18 protein-coding genes are annotated in these 16,714 nt (G+C 47.3%); 12 read left to right on the top strand and 6 right to left on the bottom strand.

The features are described from left to right. Nucleotides 1-9: 9 nt before the first annotated feature. Both ACO0K4_RS14740 and ACO0K4_RS14735 read right to left on the bottom strand, forming a co-directional pair. Nucleotides 10-1,296, bottom strand: coding sequence for an NAD(P)/FAD-dependent oxidoreductase (locus tag ACO0K4_RS14740; protein WP_422957393.1), 1,287 nt, complete (start codon nt 1,294-1,296; stop codon nt 10-12). 221 nt (nt 1,297-1,517) lie between these two features. Next, nucleotides 1,518-2,093, bottom strand: a complete 576-nt coding sequence (locus ACO0K4_RS14735; protein ID WP_422957392.1) for a glutathione peroxidase — start codon at nt 2,091-2,093, stop codon at nt 1,518-1,520. 212 nt (nt 2,094-2,305) lie between these two features. Between ACO0K4_RS14735 and ACO0K4_RS14730 the strand changes: the two genes are divergently transcribed. Next, a complete protein-coding gene (locus tag ACO0K4_RS14730; RefSeq protein ID WP_422957391.1) occupies nt 2,306-3,169 on the top strand; it encodes a ferritin-like domain-containing protein in 864 nt (287 codons plus the stop codon). Between the two features lie 85 nt (nt 3,170-3,254). Further along, complete coding sequence (rfaE2, locus tag ACO0K4_RS14725) at nt 3,255-3,731, top strand: D-glycero-beta-D-manno-heptose 1-phosphate adenylyltransferase (protein WP_422957390.1); 477 nt, start codon at nt 3,255-3,257, stop codon at nt 3,729-3,731. A gap of 30 nt (nt 3,732-3,761) precedes the next feature. On the opposite strand, the gene ACO0K4_RS14720 is transcribed toward rfaE2, so the two are convergent. The 3 genes from ACO0K4_RS14720 to ACO0K4_RS14710 all read right to left on the bottom strand — a co-directional run bounded on the left by ACO0K4_RS14720 (nt 3,762) and on the right by ACO0K4_RS14710 (nt 8,061). After that, the gene (locus ACO0K4_RS14720; protein WP_422957389.1) at nt 3,762-6,575 is read right to left on the bottom strand and encodes an EAL domain-containing protein; all 2,814 of its coding nucleotides are present in this window, start codon (nt 6,573-6,575) and stop codon (nt 3,762-3,764) included. 227 nt (nt 6,576-6,802) lie between these two features. Continuing rightward, the gene (gene trmL / locus ACO0K4_RS14715; RefSeq protein WP_422957388.1) at nt 6,803-7,273 is read right to left on the bottom strand and encodes a tRNA (uridine(34)/cytosine(34)/5-carboxymethylaminomethyluridine(34)-2'-O)-methyltransferase TrmL; all 471 of its coding nucleotides are present in this window, start codon (nt 7,271-7,273) and stop codon (nt 6,803-6,805) included. 62 nt (nt 7,274-7,335) lie between these two features. After that, nucleotides 7,336-8,061, bottom strand: coding sequence for a ComF family protein (locus tag ACO0K4_RS14710; RefSeq protein WP_422957387.1), 726 nt, complete (start codon nt 8,059-8,061; stop codon nt 7,336-7,338). 111 nt (nt 8,062-8,172) lie between these two features. On the opposite strand from ACO0K4_RS14710, the gene ACO0K4_RS14705 reads away from it, so the two are divergent. The 7 genes from ACO0K4_RS14705 to ACO0K4_RS14675 all read left to right on the top strand — a co-directional run bounded on the left by ACO0K4_RS14705 (nt 8,173) and on the right by ACO0K4_RS14675 (nt 13,996). Then, nucleotides 8,173-9,087, top strand: coding sequence for a methyltransferase domain-containing protein (locus tag ACO0K4_RS14705; RefSeq protein WP_422957386.1), 915 nt, complete (start codon nt 8,173-8,175; stop codon nt 9,085-9,087). Between the two features lie 242 nt (nt 9,088-9,329). After that, nucleotides 9,330-10,502: a cytochrome c oxidase subunit II gene (gene coxB, locus ACO0K4_RS14700; RefSeq protein ID WP_422957385.1), complete on the top strand. Its 1,173-nt coding sequence runs from the start codon at nt 9,330-9,332 to the stop codon at nt 10,500-10,502. A 24-nt stretch (nt 10,503-10,526) separates the two neighbouring features. After that, nucleotides 10,527-12,125, top strand: a complete 1,599-nt coding sequence (ctaD, locus tag ACO0K4_RS14695; protein ID WP_422957383.1) for a cytochrome c oxidase subunit I — start codon at nt 10,527-10,529, stop codon at nt 12,123-12,125. Between the two features lie 38 nt (nt 12,126-12,163). After that, entirely contained in the window at nt 12,164-12,268 is a 105-nt protein-coding gene (locus ACO0K4_RS14690) for a cytochrome oxidase small assembly protein (RefSeq protein ID WP_422957382.1), read from the top strand. A gap of 10 nt (nt 12,269-12,278) precedes the next feature. Beyond that, nucleotides 12,279-12,857 carry a cytochrome c oxidase assembly protein gene (locus tag ACO0K4_RS14685; protein ID WP_422957381.1) on the top strand — a complete coding sequence of 193 codons (579 nt, stop codon included), beginning with the start codon at nt 12,279-12,281 and terminating at the stop codon, nt 12,855-12,857. Between the two features lies 1 nt (nt 12,858). Next, nucleotides 12,859-13,074: a DUF2970 domain-containing protein gene (locus tag ACO0K4_RS14680; protein WP_422957380.1), complete on the top strand. Its 216-nt coding sequence runs from the start codon at nt 12,859-12,861 to the stop codon at nt 13,072-13,074. 61 nt (nt 13,075-13,135) lie between these two features. After that, nucleotides 13,136-13,996, top strand: coding sequence for a cytochrome c oxidase subunit 3 (locus ACO0K4_RS14675; RefSeq protein ID WP_422957379.1), 861 nt, complete (start codon nt 13,136-13,138; stop codon nt 13,994-13,996). Nucleotides 13,997-14,071: 75 nt separating this feature from the next. On the opposite strand, the gene ACO0K4_RS14670 is transcribed toward ACO0K4_RS14675, so the two are convergent. Beyond that, nucleotides 14,072-14,272: a twin transmembrane helix small protein gene (locus ACO0K4_RS14670; RefSeq protein WP_422957491.1), complete on the bottom strand. Its 201-nt coding sequence runs from the start codon at nt 14,270-14,272 to the stop codon at nt 14,072-14,074. A gap of 69 nt (nt 14,273-14,341) precedes the next feature. Between ACO0K4_RS14670 and ACO0K4_RS14665 the strand changes: the two genes are divergently transcribed. Genes ACO0K4_RS14665 through ACO0K4_RS14655 form a run of 3 tightly spaced genes read left to right on the top strand, consistent with a single transcriptional unit; the run spans nt 14,342 to nt 16,684 of the window. Then, nucleotides 14,342-15,019: an SURF1 family protein gene (locus tag ACO0K4_RS14665; protein ID WP_422957378.1), complete on the top strand. Its 678-nt coding sequence runs from the start codon at nt 14,342-14,344 to the stop codon at nt 15,017-15,019. Beyond that, the gene (locus tag ACO0K4_RS14660; RefSeq protein ID WP_422957377.1) at nt 15,003-15,593 is read left to right on the top strand and encodes an SCO family protein; all 591 of its coding nucleotides are present in this window, start codon (nt 15,003-15,005) and stop codon (nt 15,591-15,593) included. Before ACO0K4_RS14665 ends, ACO0K4_RS14660 begins: the two co-directional genes overlap by 17 nt. A gap of 2 nt (nt 15,594-15,595) precedes the next feature. After that, nucleotides 15,596-16,684, top strand: coding sequence for a COX15/CtaA family protein (locus tag ACO0K4_RS14655; protein ID WP_422957376.1), 1,089 nt, complete (start codon nt 15,596-15,598; stop codon nt 16,682-16,684). Nucleotides 16,685-16,714: the final 30 nt, after the last annotated feature.

Here is a 16,714-nt window from a genome sequence, read left to right as displayed (position 1 = left end):
GATCTCATTTTAGGCTGCACGTGCTGCTTGTTGATCCAGGTTTTGTACTTGCTCTGCAACTGCCAGACCAGATTTCAGGCCATCCTCATGAAAGCCATAACCGGTCCAGGCACCGGCAAACCAGACGCCGTTTTTGCCTTGTATCTGATGCAGTCGGTTTTGTGCGGCGATTGCTTTTTGATCAAAAACGGGATGGGCGTAGTCGAAACTTGCTAGCACGGATGACGGCGCAGGAGCGTCAATCGGATTCAGGCTGACGATGACAGGCGTACTGAACGGTAGTGGCTGCAATTGGTTAATCAGGTAGTGGACGCAGACCTTTGCTTCATTACCGCTCTCGCTTTGGTAATTCCAGGCAGACCAGGCTTTCTTTTTCTCCGGCAAGAAAGAGGCATCGGTATGCAGGACAGCCTTGTTTGGCTGATACGTGACTGCCGACAAAATAGCTTGTTCATCGCGCGATGCATCGCTGAGCATCGCGAGGCTCTGATCGCTGTGTGTCGCAAGTACCACCTGATCAAATTCCTGGATGCCGTCTTTGGTCATTAACTGGACGGTGTGTCTCGGTGTTCTATGGATGGAAAGAACGGGCGTGTTCAGATATTTTTTCGGAATCAGCTTGAGGATTTTTTCCACATAGTGACGTGCCCCGCCTTTGACGGTTTGCCAGCGAGGACGGTCATTGACCTGCAACAGCCCGTGGTTATGACAAAACCGGACGAAGGAAGACAACGGAAAACTCATCATGGTCGCGGTGGGACAAGACCAGATACAGGCAGCCATCGGCAGCAAATACCAGGTGCGGAATGCCTGTCCGTAGTGGTGCTTGTCGAGAAAGCTTCCCAGCGACAACTGAAAATCATGATCGGCGACATTCTCCGAATTTGCGAGTGCCGTAGTTTGCTGATTAAAGCGCAGAATATCGCGCAACATACCCAAAAAACTTGGGCTGAACAAATTGCGTCTTTGTGCAAACACGGTATCCAGGTTCGCGCCGGCCCATTCCAGACTACGGTTGTTTATCGGCATCTTGACGGAAAACGACATATCGGTCGCAGCCGTTTCTATATCTAGTTCTTTAAATAAGTTGACCAGATTTGGGTAGGTTTTGTGGTTGAAGACTAAAAAACCGGTATCTACACCATAGGTATGACCGTCCAGGCTGACATCGACGGTGTGAGTATGGCCGCCGAAATAGTCGTTTGCCTCAAACAGACTGACATCATATTGCGCCTGTGAAAGGCGATACGCACAGGAGAGACCGGAGATGCCGGAACCGATGACCGCAATTTTCATATTGTTTTGTGAGGGCAGGGGTTAATAAATTTTTGGCAATGAAACGATGTTCTTATGTCTTATTCGTTTGAAGTTGCCTATCGGATTCAACTATTTTTAACTATTACAAAAAATTTTTTGGATAGTGGGGATGTCCAGGATCTGAATTCCGGGGAGATCCTGAGCTGCGGTTTTAAAAAAAGGGTGCGTAATCCGCACCCTTTGTCTGGTTTTCTGCTGCCTTATTGGGCTAGTGCTTTTTCGATGTCAGCGACCAGTTTTTTATCATCCGGTGTCGTGGTGCTGGAGTAGGCCGCCACCACATTGCCTTTGCGGTCAATCAGGTATTTGTAGAAATTCCATTTTGGTGTCGTACCGGTTGCCTGGATTAACTGTGCATGCAGAGGATTCACCTCTTTACCTTTGACTGAGGTCTTGGTGAACATAGGAAATTTCACCCCGTAGGTGTTGAAGCAAAAGTCGGCAATCTCCTTATCGTTACCTGGTTCTTGCTGGCCAAAATCGTTTGACGGGAATCCTAATACCACCAGGCCTTTAGGATTGTATTTGGCGTGCAGCTCTTCCAGCCCCTGATATTGGCTGGTGAATCCGCAGTAACTGGCCGTGTTCACCACCAAAGTAACTTTGCCTGCGTACTGACAAAGGTCTTGTGCAGATTCGTCTTGTAAGCGTTTAAATTTATGGTTTAAGACTGCGGGACAACTTGTCTTGTCTTCGGCAAAAGCACTCGATGTTGATGCTATATTTGCAATAAATCCTATGCTCAGCATCAAAAAAATACGAATTAGTTGTCTCATGATGGTTTCCTTGACCTTGTTTTGGGGGGATTTCAACGTTTTTCTCCTGAAAACTATCTTATCGCATTTGAAAAAATGCGGTTGAACCCCAATTATCAAATTAGCAGCAAGATATAAAACAGGCAAAATCGAGCTTGTCGTGAAGCGGTCACATCCGTCTGGTAAAATTAGAAAATCTACTCTATTTTTGCTTTAACTTTGTAAAGGTCATCATGCTTTACCCAGAATTGTTTAAATCCTTAGAGCAAGTCCGATGGAATATGGAAACGGACATTAATTGGGATCAGTACGATGCGTCGAAGTTGACGCCAGAGCAGGCGCAGACGATCAAAATGAATGCGATCACCGAATGGTCCGCATTACCCGCAACAGAGATGTTTTTGCGCGATAACCGTGGTGACAGTGATTTTTCTGCTTTTATGTCGATCTGGTTTTTTGAAGAGCAAAAACATTCTTTGGTGTTGATGGAGTATCTGCGCCGCTTTCATCCTGAATTAGTGCCTACTGAAGAAGAGCTGGATAATGTGCGTTTTGAGTTCGATCCGGCACCACCGCTGGAAACTCTGATGCTGCATTTTTGTGGCGAAATCCGTTTGAATCACTGGTATCGTTGCGCATCTGACTGGCATACCGAACCTGTGATTAAGCAGATTTATAAAATCATCAGTCAGGATGAAGCGCGTCATGGCGGCGCCTACTTGCGCTATATGAAAAAGGCCCTAGGCGAGGCTGGTGATACTGCCCGCGCAGCGTTTGCAAAGATCGGCGTATTGATGGCGTCTGCCCGCCGTACCGAAAAGCCCTTGCATCCGACCAATCTGCATGTAAATCAGTCACTGTTTCCTAGAGATACCGTGCAAAGTCGCCTGCCTGATCCTGATTGGCTGGAACGCTGGTTGGATGGTCAGATTAAGTTCGACGGCGTTTGGGAAAAAAAAGTAATCGAACGAATTTTGCACAATATGTCCTTGCTGTTCGACCGTACTTTTGAATCTGTTCAGGATTTAAATCGCTATCGCAAAGAAGTCACGCAGAGACTGGCAGCCGGAGATACCGTTATTTTAGGTGCTGCATAGAATCCGTATTGTTTCGCAATTCGTTTACAATGAAAAAGCCGCAACAGATTGCGGCTTTTTTAATTGGCTCGGACTACAAAACATCATGACCACATTCGAACAAAAAATAAGCACAGCAAGCGACTTGCGCGAGCGCATCGCGGCTTTGCCAAAGCCAGTCGTGATGACGAACGGTGTCTTTGATATTTTGCACAGGGGGCATGTCACTTACCTCGATCAGGCGCGCGCTTTAGGCGCATCTTTGGTTGTGGCAGTGAACACCGATGCTTCTGTGAAGCGCTTGGGCAAGGGTGATGACAGGCCGGTCAATAGCTGTGAAGACAGATTGGCTGTGTTAGCCGCCCTGGAATCCGTCAGTCTGGTTGTCGATTTTGATGAGGACACAGCCTTACAAATGGTCGAGCTTGCACGGCCAGATCTGTATGTGAAGGGCGGAGACTACGATATGGCGGCGATCCCTGAAGGAAAAGCGGTTTTGGCTTATGGCGGGCAGGTGAAAGCAATTGATTTTGAACATGATCGTTCAACGAGTAAATTACTGGCGAAAGTCCGGGCAAAATAATCGCCATAATCGCCGCCGTATCAAGGGACCTTAATTATCCCGCTCTAATAGCAGTTCAAATTCATCCGGCGGCACCGGTTTAGAAAACAAGTAGCCTTGTCCGTAATCGCATCCGGCATTTTTTAATAAGTCGCGCTGCAATTCGGTTTCTACTCCCTCTGCGATGACCTTTAGTCCTAGTTTGTGTGCCATGACTATGATTGCCTCCGCTAGTGCGCAATCGCTGGAGCCGGGGGTCATATTGCGAACAAACGACTGATCGATTTTCAGGTAGTCGATGTCAAATTTTTTCAAATAGGACAGGGACGAATAGCCCGTACCAAAATCGTCCAGCGCCACTTGAATCCCTGCATCACGGAACTGCAATAATTTATCCGTAACCTTAGTACTTGCATCGAGTAGCAATCCTTCGGTAATTTCTACGCTGATTGCTTGTCCCGGCAACGCTAATTCATGTAAATAATCGACCCAGCTGACATACCTGGATGTGTCGCGTTGAAATTCGACAGGCGATTGATTGACACTAATCTGAAAATCTTTTTGGGCATGAAATCGCTGTCGCCATTTTGCTGTACAGCGCGCAGCCTCTCGAAATACGATATCGCCAATTTCTATAATCAGTCCGCTACTTTCTGCGATCGGAATGAATTCCAGCGGACTGATAAAACCACGTTGCGGGTGACGCCAGCGAACCAGCGCTTCTGCTTTATGGATTTGTCCGGTCTCCAGAGAGATGATAGGTTGGAAATGAACTGAGAGTTGATTTTCTGAAAGCGCCGTACGTAAGTCATTACCCAGCCGGAGGCGAGCAAGTGATGCCGTTTGCATGCTCGGTGTGAAGTAGTGAAAGCGATTGCGACCGGAATTTTTTGCCGCGTACATCGCCTGATCGGCGTGTCTGAGCAAATCATCAAGATTGTCCGCATCATCTGGATACAAGCTGATCCCGATGCTGGCGGAAAGAAAAATTTCTTCTTCTCCTAATTGAAACGGCTTAGTCATTTTATTGATGACGGTCTGCGCAATTTGTTCGGCATGTTCTGGGTTATGCTGACCAGGCAACGCAATCGTAAACTCGTCGCCACCAAGGCGCGCCACGGTGTCGGATTCTCTGACGCAACCTAGTAGCCGGTTCGCGGCTTCAATCAATAGAGTGTCTCCGACGGAATGGCCGAGCGTATCGTTAACCTCTTTAAAATGATCCAGGTCGATAAACAAGATGGCCAGCATTCTTCCGTTGCGTTTGGATTTTTTGATGTCTTGTTCCAGACGGTCATAAAACATCCTGCGGTTTGGCAGACCGGTCAGGGTGTCAATATGTGCCTGTTGCCAGATAACGCTTTCTGCATTTTTTCGTTCGTCGATATCGAGATGCGTACCAAGCATGCGTAGTGGCTGACCATACTCGTCTCGTTCAACAATCGCGCCGACCGAAAGGATCCAGCGCCAGTCTCCGCTGGCCGTTTTTTGCCTGAACTCGACACGGTATGCTGGGGTGCGTCCCTGGGTGTAGTCATTGTAAGCTTTGGTGGCGACAGGAACGTCATCGGGATGCATGCGCTCTATCCAGGCTTGATGGGATTCGCAAAGATCAGCATGCTTATATCCCAGCATCTGGGCGTATTCCTGATTCACCACCGCTGCGCCAGTCTGAACATTGACATCATAAAGCCCTTGTCGGCTAGCCGAGAGCGTCATCCTTAATCGTTCTTCACTCTCTTTTAATGCGGCCTCGGCATGTTTTCGTTCTGAAATATCGGTATGTGTTCCGATGACACGCACAGGCTTACCTTGTTCGTTCCTTTGGATAACGGTACCTCGAGTGAGTATCCATTTCCAGCGACCGTCTTTGCATTGAACCCGATGTTCGTTGATGTAGATCGGTGTCTTACCTTCAAAATGTGCCTGACGATCAGCGTGCATCTGAGCCAGGTCGTCCGGGTGTGTGCGCCGGTCTAGTTCTTCTGACAGATCTGGAATTTCTTTGTCATCGTAGCCGTAAATTTCTTTTAGTCTGGGCGAGAGTATTTCTATGCCGGTTTGCGGATACCAGTCCCAGACGCCATCTCCGGATGCTTCGAGCGCGAGTTTCCATCGCTCTTCATTTGTCTTCAGTTGTTCTTCGATTCTTTTTTGATCTGAAATATCCCGGATAAATGCATAGCAACCCAGTACGCCATTTTCACCAAAATCGGGATAGAGGTCTGCTGCGATATGGCGCGCTGCGTTGCCAAAATACGGCACCAGGGCTTCGTAGGATACATACTCGCCAGCGAATGCGCGGTCAATATATCCTCGTACTTTGTCAAATGCTTCAAGACCGATGACGGACGATATTTCCATGCCGACTGCGTCCGATTTTTCAAAACCAAACCATTTCACATACGTTTGATTGATGAACTGGTAGCGGAAATTCGTATCGAGATAGGAGATGCAGAAGGGAAGCGCGTCGATCAGATTCAGAAGATTTTTTGTCTCATACTGAAAGCCTTGAGTGATCGACTTCATCGCGCTGATATCTTCTATGGTGCCGCGGATCGTGACACCGGTGGCAAATTCTTTTCCTTCAATGACATCGTTAGCAATGCCACGCTGCCTGATCCATTTGCTGCGTCCATCAGCGCCAGTGAGTTGAAATTCGATATCAAAGGGAGTACTTTTTAAGACAGATTCTTTGATTGCCGAATCCAGTTGCTTCCAGGCGGGAGCGGGGTAAATCCGTGCGGCTTCTGTTATTGATAAGTTTGTCTTTGTGAGGTCATACCCAAAGATGGCGCACACCAGTGGTGACCAGTAGAATTCTCCGGATTCTTTGGACCAGGTCCATGTACCGACATTTTTCAATTCATCAGCCCCATTCCATCAGGTCGAACATTGAAGACGATTGTTTGTACTTAAATAGTTTTAGTTTGGAGCCTATTGATATTCGCAACGAAAATCCGATGTGAATATCAGCAAAATCTAGCAGTTATGACTAAATATTAACTCTTTGTCCTGCTCATGTGAGAAATTTTCCGTAAAGTATCTAACTTAGTTGTTTTCAGTCTGTTCCTGATAAATATCAGGGCAAATTAAGCGCCGCCTATAAAATCGTTCTGACGCCATGCCTCATACACCACGATTGCCACTGTATTGGATAGATTGAGGCTGCGATTATCCGGTCGCATAGGTAAGCGTATGCGTTGGGATTCGGGGAATGAGTTTCTCAGGTCAGGATGTAAGCCGCGTGTTTCAGCACCGAATACAAAGTAATCGCCCGGCATAAAACTGGCTGCCGAAAACCGCGAGGAGCCATGTGTGGTGAGCGCAAACATACGGCTCGCATCTGGCTGTTCCAGTTCTAAGAAAGCGTCCCAGTTCTTATGCACTTTCATATTGGCGTATTCATGATAATCCAGACCTGCGCGTTTCATTTTGCTATCGTCCAGCGGAAAACCAAGCGGTTCAATCAGATGTAGCTGTACACCTGTGTTGGCACAGAGGCGGATAATGTTCCCAGTGTTCGGGGGGATTTCAGGTTCTACTAAGACGACATGAAACAAGGTGATTTCCTTTAATTGTTTAGCTGATGTGGTGCGCGATGATGCACGATGGTGCGATGATATTAGTGAGGGATGGTTCTGGCAAATACATAGTTGCTGACGCGGATGGCGCCAAAACGTTTCAGTGTCATGGCCATTTCGTTCAAGGTGGTACCTGTTGTGATGACGTCGTCGACGATCCCGATATGACGACCTTTAATTTGCTCAATGAAATGGGCATTGGGGATAAAGGCCTGCCGCATATTTTTGTGTCTTTCATCCGGATGCAGGCTGCTTTGCTGGCGGGTTTCTCTAGTCCGCTCCAGTAGATTAGCCTGAAACTTAATGCCTAGCTGCTTGGAAAGAGGTCGCCCTATCTCAACTGCCTGATTAAACCCCCGCTCCTGTAATCTTTTTTCCCCTAGCGGAACTGTCGTCAATACATCGGGCAATGCATGATCCAGGCTGTTTAAGATGGAGTCTCTTAATAAGTTGGATAGCAGCGGTGCCAGCATTAATTGATGGGCGAATTTTAAGGCGAGTACTAATTGATCTGCCGGTGCTACATAGTTGCATGCGACGATTGTACGGTCGAAGCTGGGAGGATTTGCGATACATTCACCGCAGCGTAGTAGTGTTTTTGTGGTGAGTGTCGTGGCGTGAATATTCTGTAATATTGGTAATGCACACATTACGCAGCGGGTTTGTGTTGCCTGAAAATACTGTAAACGACAAGCTGGACACAGGGTGTTTTCATTGCCCTTGCCACATAAGACGCAGGCAGACGGCAGTAGCTTTGCCGTCTTCATCAAGTACGCAGTAAGTCGGTTAAATCGTGAGGAATGCATGCAAGGGTCGGCGATGTGGATGACAAGCGTGTAAACTCAGCACATTATCGCATTCTATAAACTTCCGAAGCCATGTTGAGCGCCCCAATTGATTTGTCACGTGTACGGCACCTGTTTTCACATCCTGAGAAAACGCAAGGATCTGATTTTTTAAGGCGTGAGGTTGCTGTTCGCATGCGTGAAAAGCTGGAGTTAGTCAAAATTCAGCCCAGCCGCTTGCTGGATGCTGGTTGTGGCGAAGCGGCAGATCTGGTACATATGCAGAGCTTATATCCCCAGGCGCAACTGCTTGGCGTGGATGCTTCGCAGCAGATGTTGCGCTCAGCTCAGCAGAAGCGAGACGCGGCGCAGAGCTCGGTGGGACGTCTTTTGGGTAAGTGGCTGCCAGCGGGTTTGCGTGCAAGTCATACGGACAGTCTGTTGTGTGCGGATTTTGCACGACTGCCAATCGCCACAAGCTCGATCGATATGGTCTGGTCAAATCTTGCCTTGCACTGGCATCCTCAGCCAGATCTGGTCTTTGCTGAGTGGCGCAGAGTCTTGCGTACAGAGGGTTTGCTAATGTTTTCCTGCTTTGGGCCAGATACTCTGGTGGAGTTGCGCCGGGCTTTCTCCGAGATCGATGACTTGCCTCATACCTTGCCTTTTGTCGATATGCATGACTTTGGCGATATGCTGGTAAATGCTGGATTTTCTACTCCCGTGATGGATATGGAAAAAATTACCCTGACTTATCAAGGAGTGGAGCAATTGTTTGCCGATGTGAAGTCCTTGGGCGGCAATCCTCTCTTAACACGTCGCCAGGGCTTACTGGGACGGGCTGCTCATCAGCGGTTAAGTGATGCCCTGTCGCGCGCACGCGGCGCAGATGGGCGAATTCCCTTGACTCTGGAAGTGGTCTATGGACATGCGTTTCGGCCTATTCCCAAAAAACTCGCATCTGGTGAATCAATCATCCGGCTTGATTTTCCCAAAAAGGGAATTTAATTCAACTCAAACTTCGGTCAGATTTTTTTCTCATCACTTATTTTAGGTGTCGTAATCTGAGCCTGATATGCGCCAGATCATAGTGATATGACCCGCTTTCTGCTTGATATGGGGCCGCTTTACGCCTTATACTCTTGCAGTTGTGGAAGTTGTCCTTGAGCATTGGCACTATATTTTGTTTGAGCTGTAAGCAAAACGGACGCTTCTGTTAAAAGAATTCTAATGGGTTTTTTGGGGAAATCATGAAACATGCGAAGCGATTACCGTCGTTAATGCTTGGTGCCTCGCTCCTGGCGGCAAGCTTGCCATCTTGGGCAGTGGTAGACAGTCAAGGCGGTCCAGCTGTACTGCAATTGAATTTGCAACCACCGGTGACACAAATTGCGTCACAAATTTACTCCATACACAATTTAATGCTGGGCATCTGCCTGGCTATCTTTATTGCTGTGTTTGGCGTGATGTTTTATTCGATTTTGAAACATCGTAAATCGGTAGGACACAAGGCAGCGACTTTTCATGAAAGTACCGCAGTTGAAATTGCGTGGACAATCGTTCCTTTCATTATTGTTATTGCAATGGCCTTGCCTGCGACTAAAACAGTCGTTGCGATGAAGGATACTTCCAACGCGGACCTGACTATCAAGGCGACGGGCATGCAGTGGAAGTGGGGTTACGATTACCTCAAAGGTGAGGGTGAAGGTATCTCCTTCCTTTCCACACTTTCCACGCCAAGATCACAAGTCGGTGCACCTGGTGTGGCACCTACTGAAGCGCGTGGTGATAACTATTTACTCGAAGTTGATAACGAAGTCGTTGTTCCGGTCAACAAGAAAGTCCGCATCATTACAACGGCAAACGACGTGATTCACTCTTGGACTATCCCTGCTTTTGGCGTGAAACAAGATGCTATCCCTGGTTTTGTCCGTGATACATGGTTTAAGGCTGAAAAAGTTGGCACTTATCGTGGTCAGTGCGTCGAGTTGTGCGGTAAAGAGCATGCGTTTATGCCTATCGTTGTCAAAGTTGTTTCCGAAGCAGATTACAAAGTCTGGGTCGATGGCAAGAAAAAAGAAATGGCAGCCAAAGCGGATGATCCAAATAAAGTATGGACAGTCGATGAGCTGAAACAGCGCGGCGAAAAAGTATATGCAGCAAATTGTGTAGCTTGTCATCAGGCAACGGGTAAAGGTGTTCCGGGCGCGTTCCCTGCGCTGGATGGCTCTGCTGTTGTGAATGGTCCTAAAGCCGGTCAGGAAGCGATTTTGTTGAACGGTAAAAATGGTATGCCAGCATGGAAAGCAACTTTATCCGATACAGAAATTGCTGCCGTTATTACTTACACTCGTAATAGCTGGACCAACAAAGCCGCCGAAAACATTGTTCAGCCAGCAGAAGTGCTTGCTGCGCGTAAGTAATTGCAGGAAGAACAGGAGAATTTGATGAGCTCTACTACAGTCGCGCACGCTCACGACCACGCGCATGATGATCATGCACATGATCATCCTCATGGCTGGCGCCGTTATTTATTCGCCACCAACCACAAAGATATCGGTAACTTGTATCTGTGGTTCGCTTTCACGATGTTGTTATCTGGCGGTGTATTGGCCTTGATGATTCGTAGCGAATTGTTCCAACCGGGTTTGCAATTGATGCAACCAGAATTTTTCAACCAATTGACGACCATGCATGGTCTGATCATGGTGTTCGGCGCGATCATGCCGGCATTCGTTGGTTTTGCTAACTGGATGATTCCTCTGCAAATCGGCGCGTCCGATATGGCATTTGCCCGCATGAACAACTTCTCGTTCTGGCTGATGCCTCCGGCAGCGTTGTTGCTGATGGGTTCTTTCTGGGTACCTGGCGGCGCGACGGCTGCTGGCTGGACACTGTATGCACCGTTGTCCACACAGATGGGCCCTGGTATGGACATGGCGATTTTCGCGGTTCACATCATGGGTGCGTCTTCCATCATGGGTTCCATCAACATCATCACCACCATCCTGAACATGCGCGCTCCTGGCATGACTCTGATGAAAATGCCGATGTTCTGCTGGACCTGGTTGATTACTGCTTACCTGTTGATCGCTGTTATGCCGGTGTTAGCTGGTGCGATCACCATGACTCTGACCGACCGTCATTTCGGTACGTCCTTCTTCAATGCTGCAGGCGGTGGTGATCCTGTCATGTACCAACACATTTTCTGGTTCTTCGGACATCCAGAGGTGTACATCATGATTTTGCCAGCCTTCGGTATCGTTTCCCAGATCGTTCCTGCATTTGCCCGCAAGCCTTTGTTTGGCTATGCATCGATGGTGTATGCAACAGCCTCCATCGCGATCTTGTCCTTCATCGTCTGGGCGCATCACATGTTCACAACCGGTATGCCAGTGACGGCACAGTTGTTCTTCATGTATGCCACCATGCTGATTTCGGTACCTACCGGTGTGAAAGTGTTTAACTGGGTGGCGACAATGTGGAAAGGCTCGATGACTTTCGAGACGCCTATGTTGTTTGCTGTCGGCTTTATCTTCGTGTTCACCATGGGTGGTTTCACAGGTCTGATCCTTGCGGTGACACCGATTGATATTCAGTTACAAGATACTTACTATGTGGTTGCCCACTTCCACTATGTATTGGTGGCGGGCTCCCTGTTTGCCTTGTTCGCCGGTTTCTACTACTGGGGTCCGAAATGGACAGGCTTCATGTACAACGAAACACGCGGCAAGATTCACTTCTGGGGTTCTTTGATTGCTTTCAACGTGACCTTCTTTCCTATGCATTTCCTGGGCTTGGCCGGTATGCCACGTCGCTATGCGGATTACCCTGCTCAGTTCACGGATTTCAATCAGGTAGCAACGATTGGTGCTTTCTGGTTTGGTCTGATGCAAGTTTACTTCTTGTTGGGTGTGGTTATTCCGTCGATCAAAGGCGGGCAGCCAGCAGCAGCGAAACCTTGGGATGGCGCAGAGGGATTGGAATGGACAGTACCTAGTCCAGCACCGTTCCATACATTCGAAGAGCCACCTGTCGTTAAATAAATTAAGGTAGGGTGCTGCCAGCAGCGCCCTAAGTAAAAATGAGTAACGGCAAAAAACCAAACAATCTCAGAACGGCTTTAATTTTGTTTTCGGTTGCCCTGGTGTTTTTCATTGGTGTATTCGTCAAACAAACCTTGCGCTGAGGCTCAGGGTATGTCGGATGAATTAGATCAAGCGAAATCAGGTAAAAATAAACTCAACGCGACTATGTTGAGCAAGTTGCTGGTGATCGCTTTATTGATGTTTGGCTTTGGCTATGCCTTGGTGCCTATTTACAAGCAGATCTGTGAGTTGACGGGGGTGAATATTCTGACGCCGAAAGATATTTCGGTGAAAGAAATTACGAACTCTCAAATTGACCGCTCGCGGGAAGTCACCATTGAGTTTGATGCTAATACACAGGGACCATGGCGCTTTCGTCCTACGGTATCAAGCATGAAAGTGCATCCGGGTGAAATGGCACAAGTCATGTATGAAGTGGTAAATAAGCAGTCATACAAAATGGATGCTCAGGCTATCCCTAGTTATGCGCCGCAACAAGCTTCAGCATTCTTCAAGAAAATGGAATGCTTTTGTTTTAAGCAGCAAACCCTAGAAGCGAACGAAGCAAGACAAATGCCGGTCGTATTTTATATTGATCCGGCGCTGCCAAAAGATGTGAAGATCATTACTTTGTCTTACACGTTTTTTGAGGTAGGTGGAAAACCTAAACTGGCTGATAAAGGCGTATGACATGGATGAGCTGAAGCAGGCTAGTAAGCGTAAGATTTCTTTTTTTGCCACGATGAAAGCCGTATTCTGGTCCTTTTTAGGAATACGTAAAAAAAATGATTATGAGCAGGATGCCGCGCAATTAAATCCAATTCACGTAATCATCGCCGGTGTTCTCGGCGCGTTGATTTTTATTACGATATTGGTATTTATAGTAAAAGCTGTAGTGGCAAAGTAAGCCAAAATAAGTAATAAATAAAGTAATACTTCAAGTTTAAAAATTGTATCGGGAGATGGAAATGAGTTCTCAAAACGCTAATGCACCGTACTACTTTGTGCCTGGACCATCACAATGGCCAGTTCTGGGTGGGGCGAGTTTATTGTTGACTATGATCGGTGCATCAGCATGGGTCAACGGTATTACTTGGGGTGCTTACCTCAATTTTGCAGGTATTTTTCTGACCTTGGTTGTTCTCTACAACTGGTTTGGTGATGCAATTGCTGAATCTGAAGGCGGTAAATACAACGCACGTATTGACGTGTCTTATCGTTGGAGCATGAGCTGGTTCATTTTTTCGGAAGTGATGTTCTTCGGCGCATTCTTCGGCGCTCTGTTTTATGCACGTAGTATTTCTATGCCTTGGCTGGCTGATCTCGACCATAAAGTTTTATGGCCAGATTTCGCAGCACAATGGGGTAATGCAGGCCCGGCGGGTACGATTGAAGCATTTAAAACTATGGGTCCTTTCCCTATTCCTACGATTAATACGGCATTGCTGTTGACGTCTGGCGTGACTCTGACAATTTCCCACCATGCTTTGCGTGAAGGTCATCGTACGAAAACTGCACTCTGGTTGTTTGCTACAGTGTTGTTAGGCGCAGTATTCATGGGCTTTCAGGCATATGAATACATGCATGCGTACAGCGAACTGAACCTGAAGCTGACCTCTGGTATCTATGGCTCTACATTCTTCATGCTGACAGGCTTCCACGGCTTCCATGTCACCATGGGGGCAATTATGTTGTCCGTTGTTTTGTATCGTGTCATGAAAGGTCATTTCACTCCTGAACAGCATTTTGCTTTTGAAGGTGCGGCCTGGTACTGGCACTTTGTTGACGTTGTATGGCTCGGCTTGTATGTCGTCGTATATTGGCTATAACTGATACACTTGCCATACATAAAAAAGCCGCACAATGTGCGGCTTTTTGTTAGGTCTGAACAGTTGATTGCCTACCTATCTGATGCCAGTTGGTTGAATTAATCCAAAATGATTTGCCAGTAAAATCAAGAGAAATAGACTAATCGAAAAACCGACCCGAAAGGCCAACGCTTTGACGGTACGATTACTGCGGCCTTTATCTTTCATGAGGTAAACCAGTGCAGATCCCATACTAAAGATGATCAGAAAAAAAGCGATTGCTACCAGGATTTTCATGCCGTTCTGCCTACTCATAAAACCTCTATTGTAATGCTTAATAAGTTTCGTTTTCGCTGGATTCCTCTATTGATCACATTGTTGCTCTGTGTGGTCGGCATTAGTCTGGGACAATGGCAAACTCGCAGGGCGCATGAAAAAGAAGCAATTGCCCAGGCGATGCGGGAGCGCGCTCAGTTGCCTGCTTTATCTTCTCAGGCGCTATTTGCCTCTTCTGATTCTGTATATCGGCGCGTCAGCTTAACGGGACATTTTGTCTCCGAATGGTTTTTTTATCTGGATAACCGGCCATTAAAAGGTGTGGCAGGATTTTATGTTCTTATGCCATTTAAGATTGAAGGGACGGATCAGGTTGTTTTGGTTGGCAGAGGCTGGCAAGCACGTAACGCGCATGACCGGGCGACTATGCCGCCGCTAATTACTCCTTCAGGAGTCGTGCAGCTAGAGGGACAATTACATGAAAATTTTGGTCATGTAATGCAGTTAGGGCAAGCTGAAATCATTAAGCCTGGTGCGGTTTTACAAAATATAAGTCCAGTAGAATTAGCACAAAAAACAGGATGGAAAATACATCCTCTGATTGTGGAGCAAAGCTCGGATTTAGCGGATGGATTAAAGCGCGATTGGCCGCTGTTGTCAGATGGATCTGATAAACACCGGGCCTATGCGTTTCAATGGTACGCCTTGTCATTGATGGCATTTATATTTTTTGTGGTTACAGGATATCGTCGTGGAAAAACCGAATAGTAAACATGCAGGTCGCTGGAAACTTTTATTGGTCTTAGCCGTTTGTGCTGCACCGATGCTTCTCTCTTACCTGTTTTATTTTGTCATTAAACCCGAGGGCAGAACTAATTATGGTGCCATTCTGGACCCCAGATCTTATCCTATGCCTAAACTTGACGCGCATTTGCTAGGTGGTGAATCAAAAGAGCTCGATGCGTATAAAGGGAAATGGATTCTGCTGCAAGCCGATAGCGGTGAGTGCGCTGACGCATGTAAGAAAAAAATGTATGGCATGCGGCAGTTACGCCTGATTCAAGGGAAGGAAATGGATCGCATAGAGCGTGTTTGGCTAATTACTGACAATAAGCCTGTGGATACCGTTTTGATTCGCGAATACGACGGCACACGCATGTTGACCGTGAGTCAGGATAAGCTCAAATCCTGGTTGCCAGCGGATGCGAATACCGTCATCAGCGATCATATCTACATGATTGATCCGCTAGGTAATTTGATGATGCGTTTCCCCAAAGATGCCGATCCGAATAAGATGAAGAAGGATATCGGTAAATTACTGAAGGCGTCGGCAATAGGCTAAATATGTGGATGCAAATTGCAATTACCGCCTTGATTCTTGCGACGATTCCGTTGAGCATTGTCTGGCTGTCAAAAGACCAAAGTAAATATCACAAACTGATTTCGGTCAGTATGTTTTTGACTTTTGACTTGATCATGTTTGGCGCATTTACTCGCCTGACGGATTCAGGTTTAGGCTGCCCGGACTGGCCTGGCTGCTATGGCGAGGCTAATCCATTTCAAGCCCACCATGCAATTAGTGCCGCACAGGCATTGATGCCGACTGGTCCGGTGACGTTGTCAAAAGCATGGATAGAGATGATCCATCGTTATCTCGCGGCAAGTGTGGGTATCTTGATTCTTGCGCAAATGGTTTATGCCTGGTGGCGACGCAAGGATTTATTGACCTCACCCTGGTTGCCAACATCGATATTTCTTCTTGTCTGCGTGCAGGGCGCATTTGGCGCCTGGACGGTGACTTTGAAGTTGCAGCCCGTGATTGTAACGACGCATCTTTTATTGGGAATGGCATTGCTTGCCATTCAAGCCTGGTCACTGGCTAGTCAGAATCAAATACAAGCTACCGCCACACCAGAGAGATCAAAGCCTGATTTACTCATTACTTTTGCAACCGTAGCACTCATATTACTCACAATACAAATCGCTCTCGGTGGCTGGGTTAGTACTAACTACGCTGCTTTAGCCTGCCAAGACTATCCCTTGTGTCATGGCGTCATTATTCCGGAAATGGATTTTGAGCATGGTTTCAGCTTATGGCGTCAGTTAGGTCAGAAAGCCGACGGATCATTTTTACCGTTTTCTGCACTGGTTGCTATCCATTGGGTGCACCGTAGTTTTGCCTGGCTGGTGATTATTGCGATCCTTATTACCGCCTGTCTGGCGCGTAAAAAAACTAATGTGGCATCGCTGGGCCGATACTTACTGATGGTTATCGGAGTTCAGTTTTTGACTGGCGTTTCGACTGTATTTTTCTCGTGGCCCTTGTTTCTCGCCGTGTTACATAACGGTGGTGCGGCCTTACTTGTCCTGTTACTGAGCATGTTAAACTACCGCCTTAGACACGTGGCCAGTGTATCGGCAACAACGCAGTAATAAAAAGTAGCACGCGTCCTCCTCCCCTAG

It is taken from the genome of Undibacterium sp. RuTC16W, from assembly GCF_049339445.1.
GTDB lineage: Bacteria > Pseudomonadota > Gammaproteobacteria > Burkholderiales > Burkholderiaceae_D > Undibacterium.
Note: the sequence above shows the minus strand (reverse complement) of the source record. Positions and strands in the feature narration are given on the sequence as shown.

Bases quoted from the DNA above. Each gene is read 5' to 3' on its own strand.
- ctaD (WP_422957383.1), top strand. From the start codon at position 10,527: ATGAGCTCTACTACAGTCGCGCACGCTCACGACCACGCGCATGATGAT.
- ACO0K4_RS14740 (WP_422957393.1), bottom strand. From the start codon at position 1,296: ATGAAAATTGCGGTCATCGGTTCCGGCATCTCCGGTCTCTCCTGTGCG.
- coxB (WP_422957385.1), top strand. From the start codon at position 9,330: ATGAAACATGCGAAGCGATTACCGTCGTTAATGCTTGGTGCCTCGCTC.
- ACO0K4_RS14680 (WP_422957380.1), top strand. From the start codon at position 12,859: ATGGATGAGCTGAAGCAGGCTAGTAAGCGTAAGATTTCTTTTTTTGCC.
- ACO0K4_RS14705 (WP_422957386.1), top strand. From the start codon at position 8,173: ATGTTGAGCGCCCCAATTGATTTGTCACGTGTACGGCACCTGTTTTCA.
- ACO0K4_RS14655 (WP_422957376.1), top strand. From the start codon at position 15,596: ATGTGGATGCAAATTGCAATTACCGCCTTGATTCTTGCGACGATTCCG.
- ACO0K4_RS14730 (WP_422957391.1), top strand. From the start codon at position 2,306: ATGCTTTACCCAGAATTGTTTAAATCCTTAGAGCAAGTCCGATGGAAT.
- ACO0K4_RS14735 (WP_422957392.1), bottom strand. From the start codon at position 2,093: ATGAGACAACTAATTCGTATTTTTTTGATGCTGAGCATAGGATTTATT.
- ACO0K4_RS14670 (WP_422957491.1), bottom strand. From the start codon at position 14,272: ATGAAAATCCTGGTAGCAATCGCTTTTTTTCTGATCATCTTTAGTATG.
- ACO0K4_RS14685 (WP_422957381.1), top strand. From the start codon at position 12,279: ATGTCGGATGAATTAGATCAAGCGAAATCAGGTAAAAATAAACTCAAC.
- rfaE2 (WP_422957390.1), top strand. From the start codon at position 3,255: ATGACCACATTCGAACAAAAAATAAGCACAGCAAGCGACTTGCGCGAG.
- ACO0K4_RS14710 (WP_422957387.1), bottom strand. From the start codon at position 8,061: ATGAAGACGGCAAAGCTACTGCCGTCTGCCTGCGTCTTATGTGGCAAG.
- ACO0K4_RS14690 (WP_422957382.1), top strand. From the start codon at position 12,164: ATGAGTAACGGCAAAAAACCAAACAATCTCAGAACGGCTTTAATTTTG.
- ACO0K4_RS14675 (WP_422957379.1), top strand. From the start codon at position 13,136: ATGAGTTCTCAAAACGCTAATGCACCGTACTACTTTGTGCCTGGACCA.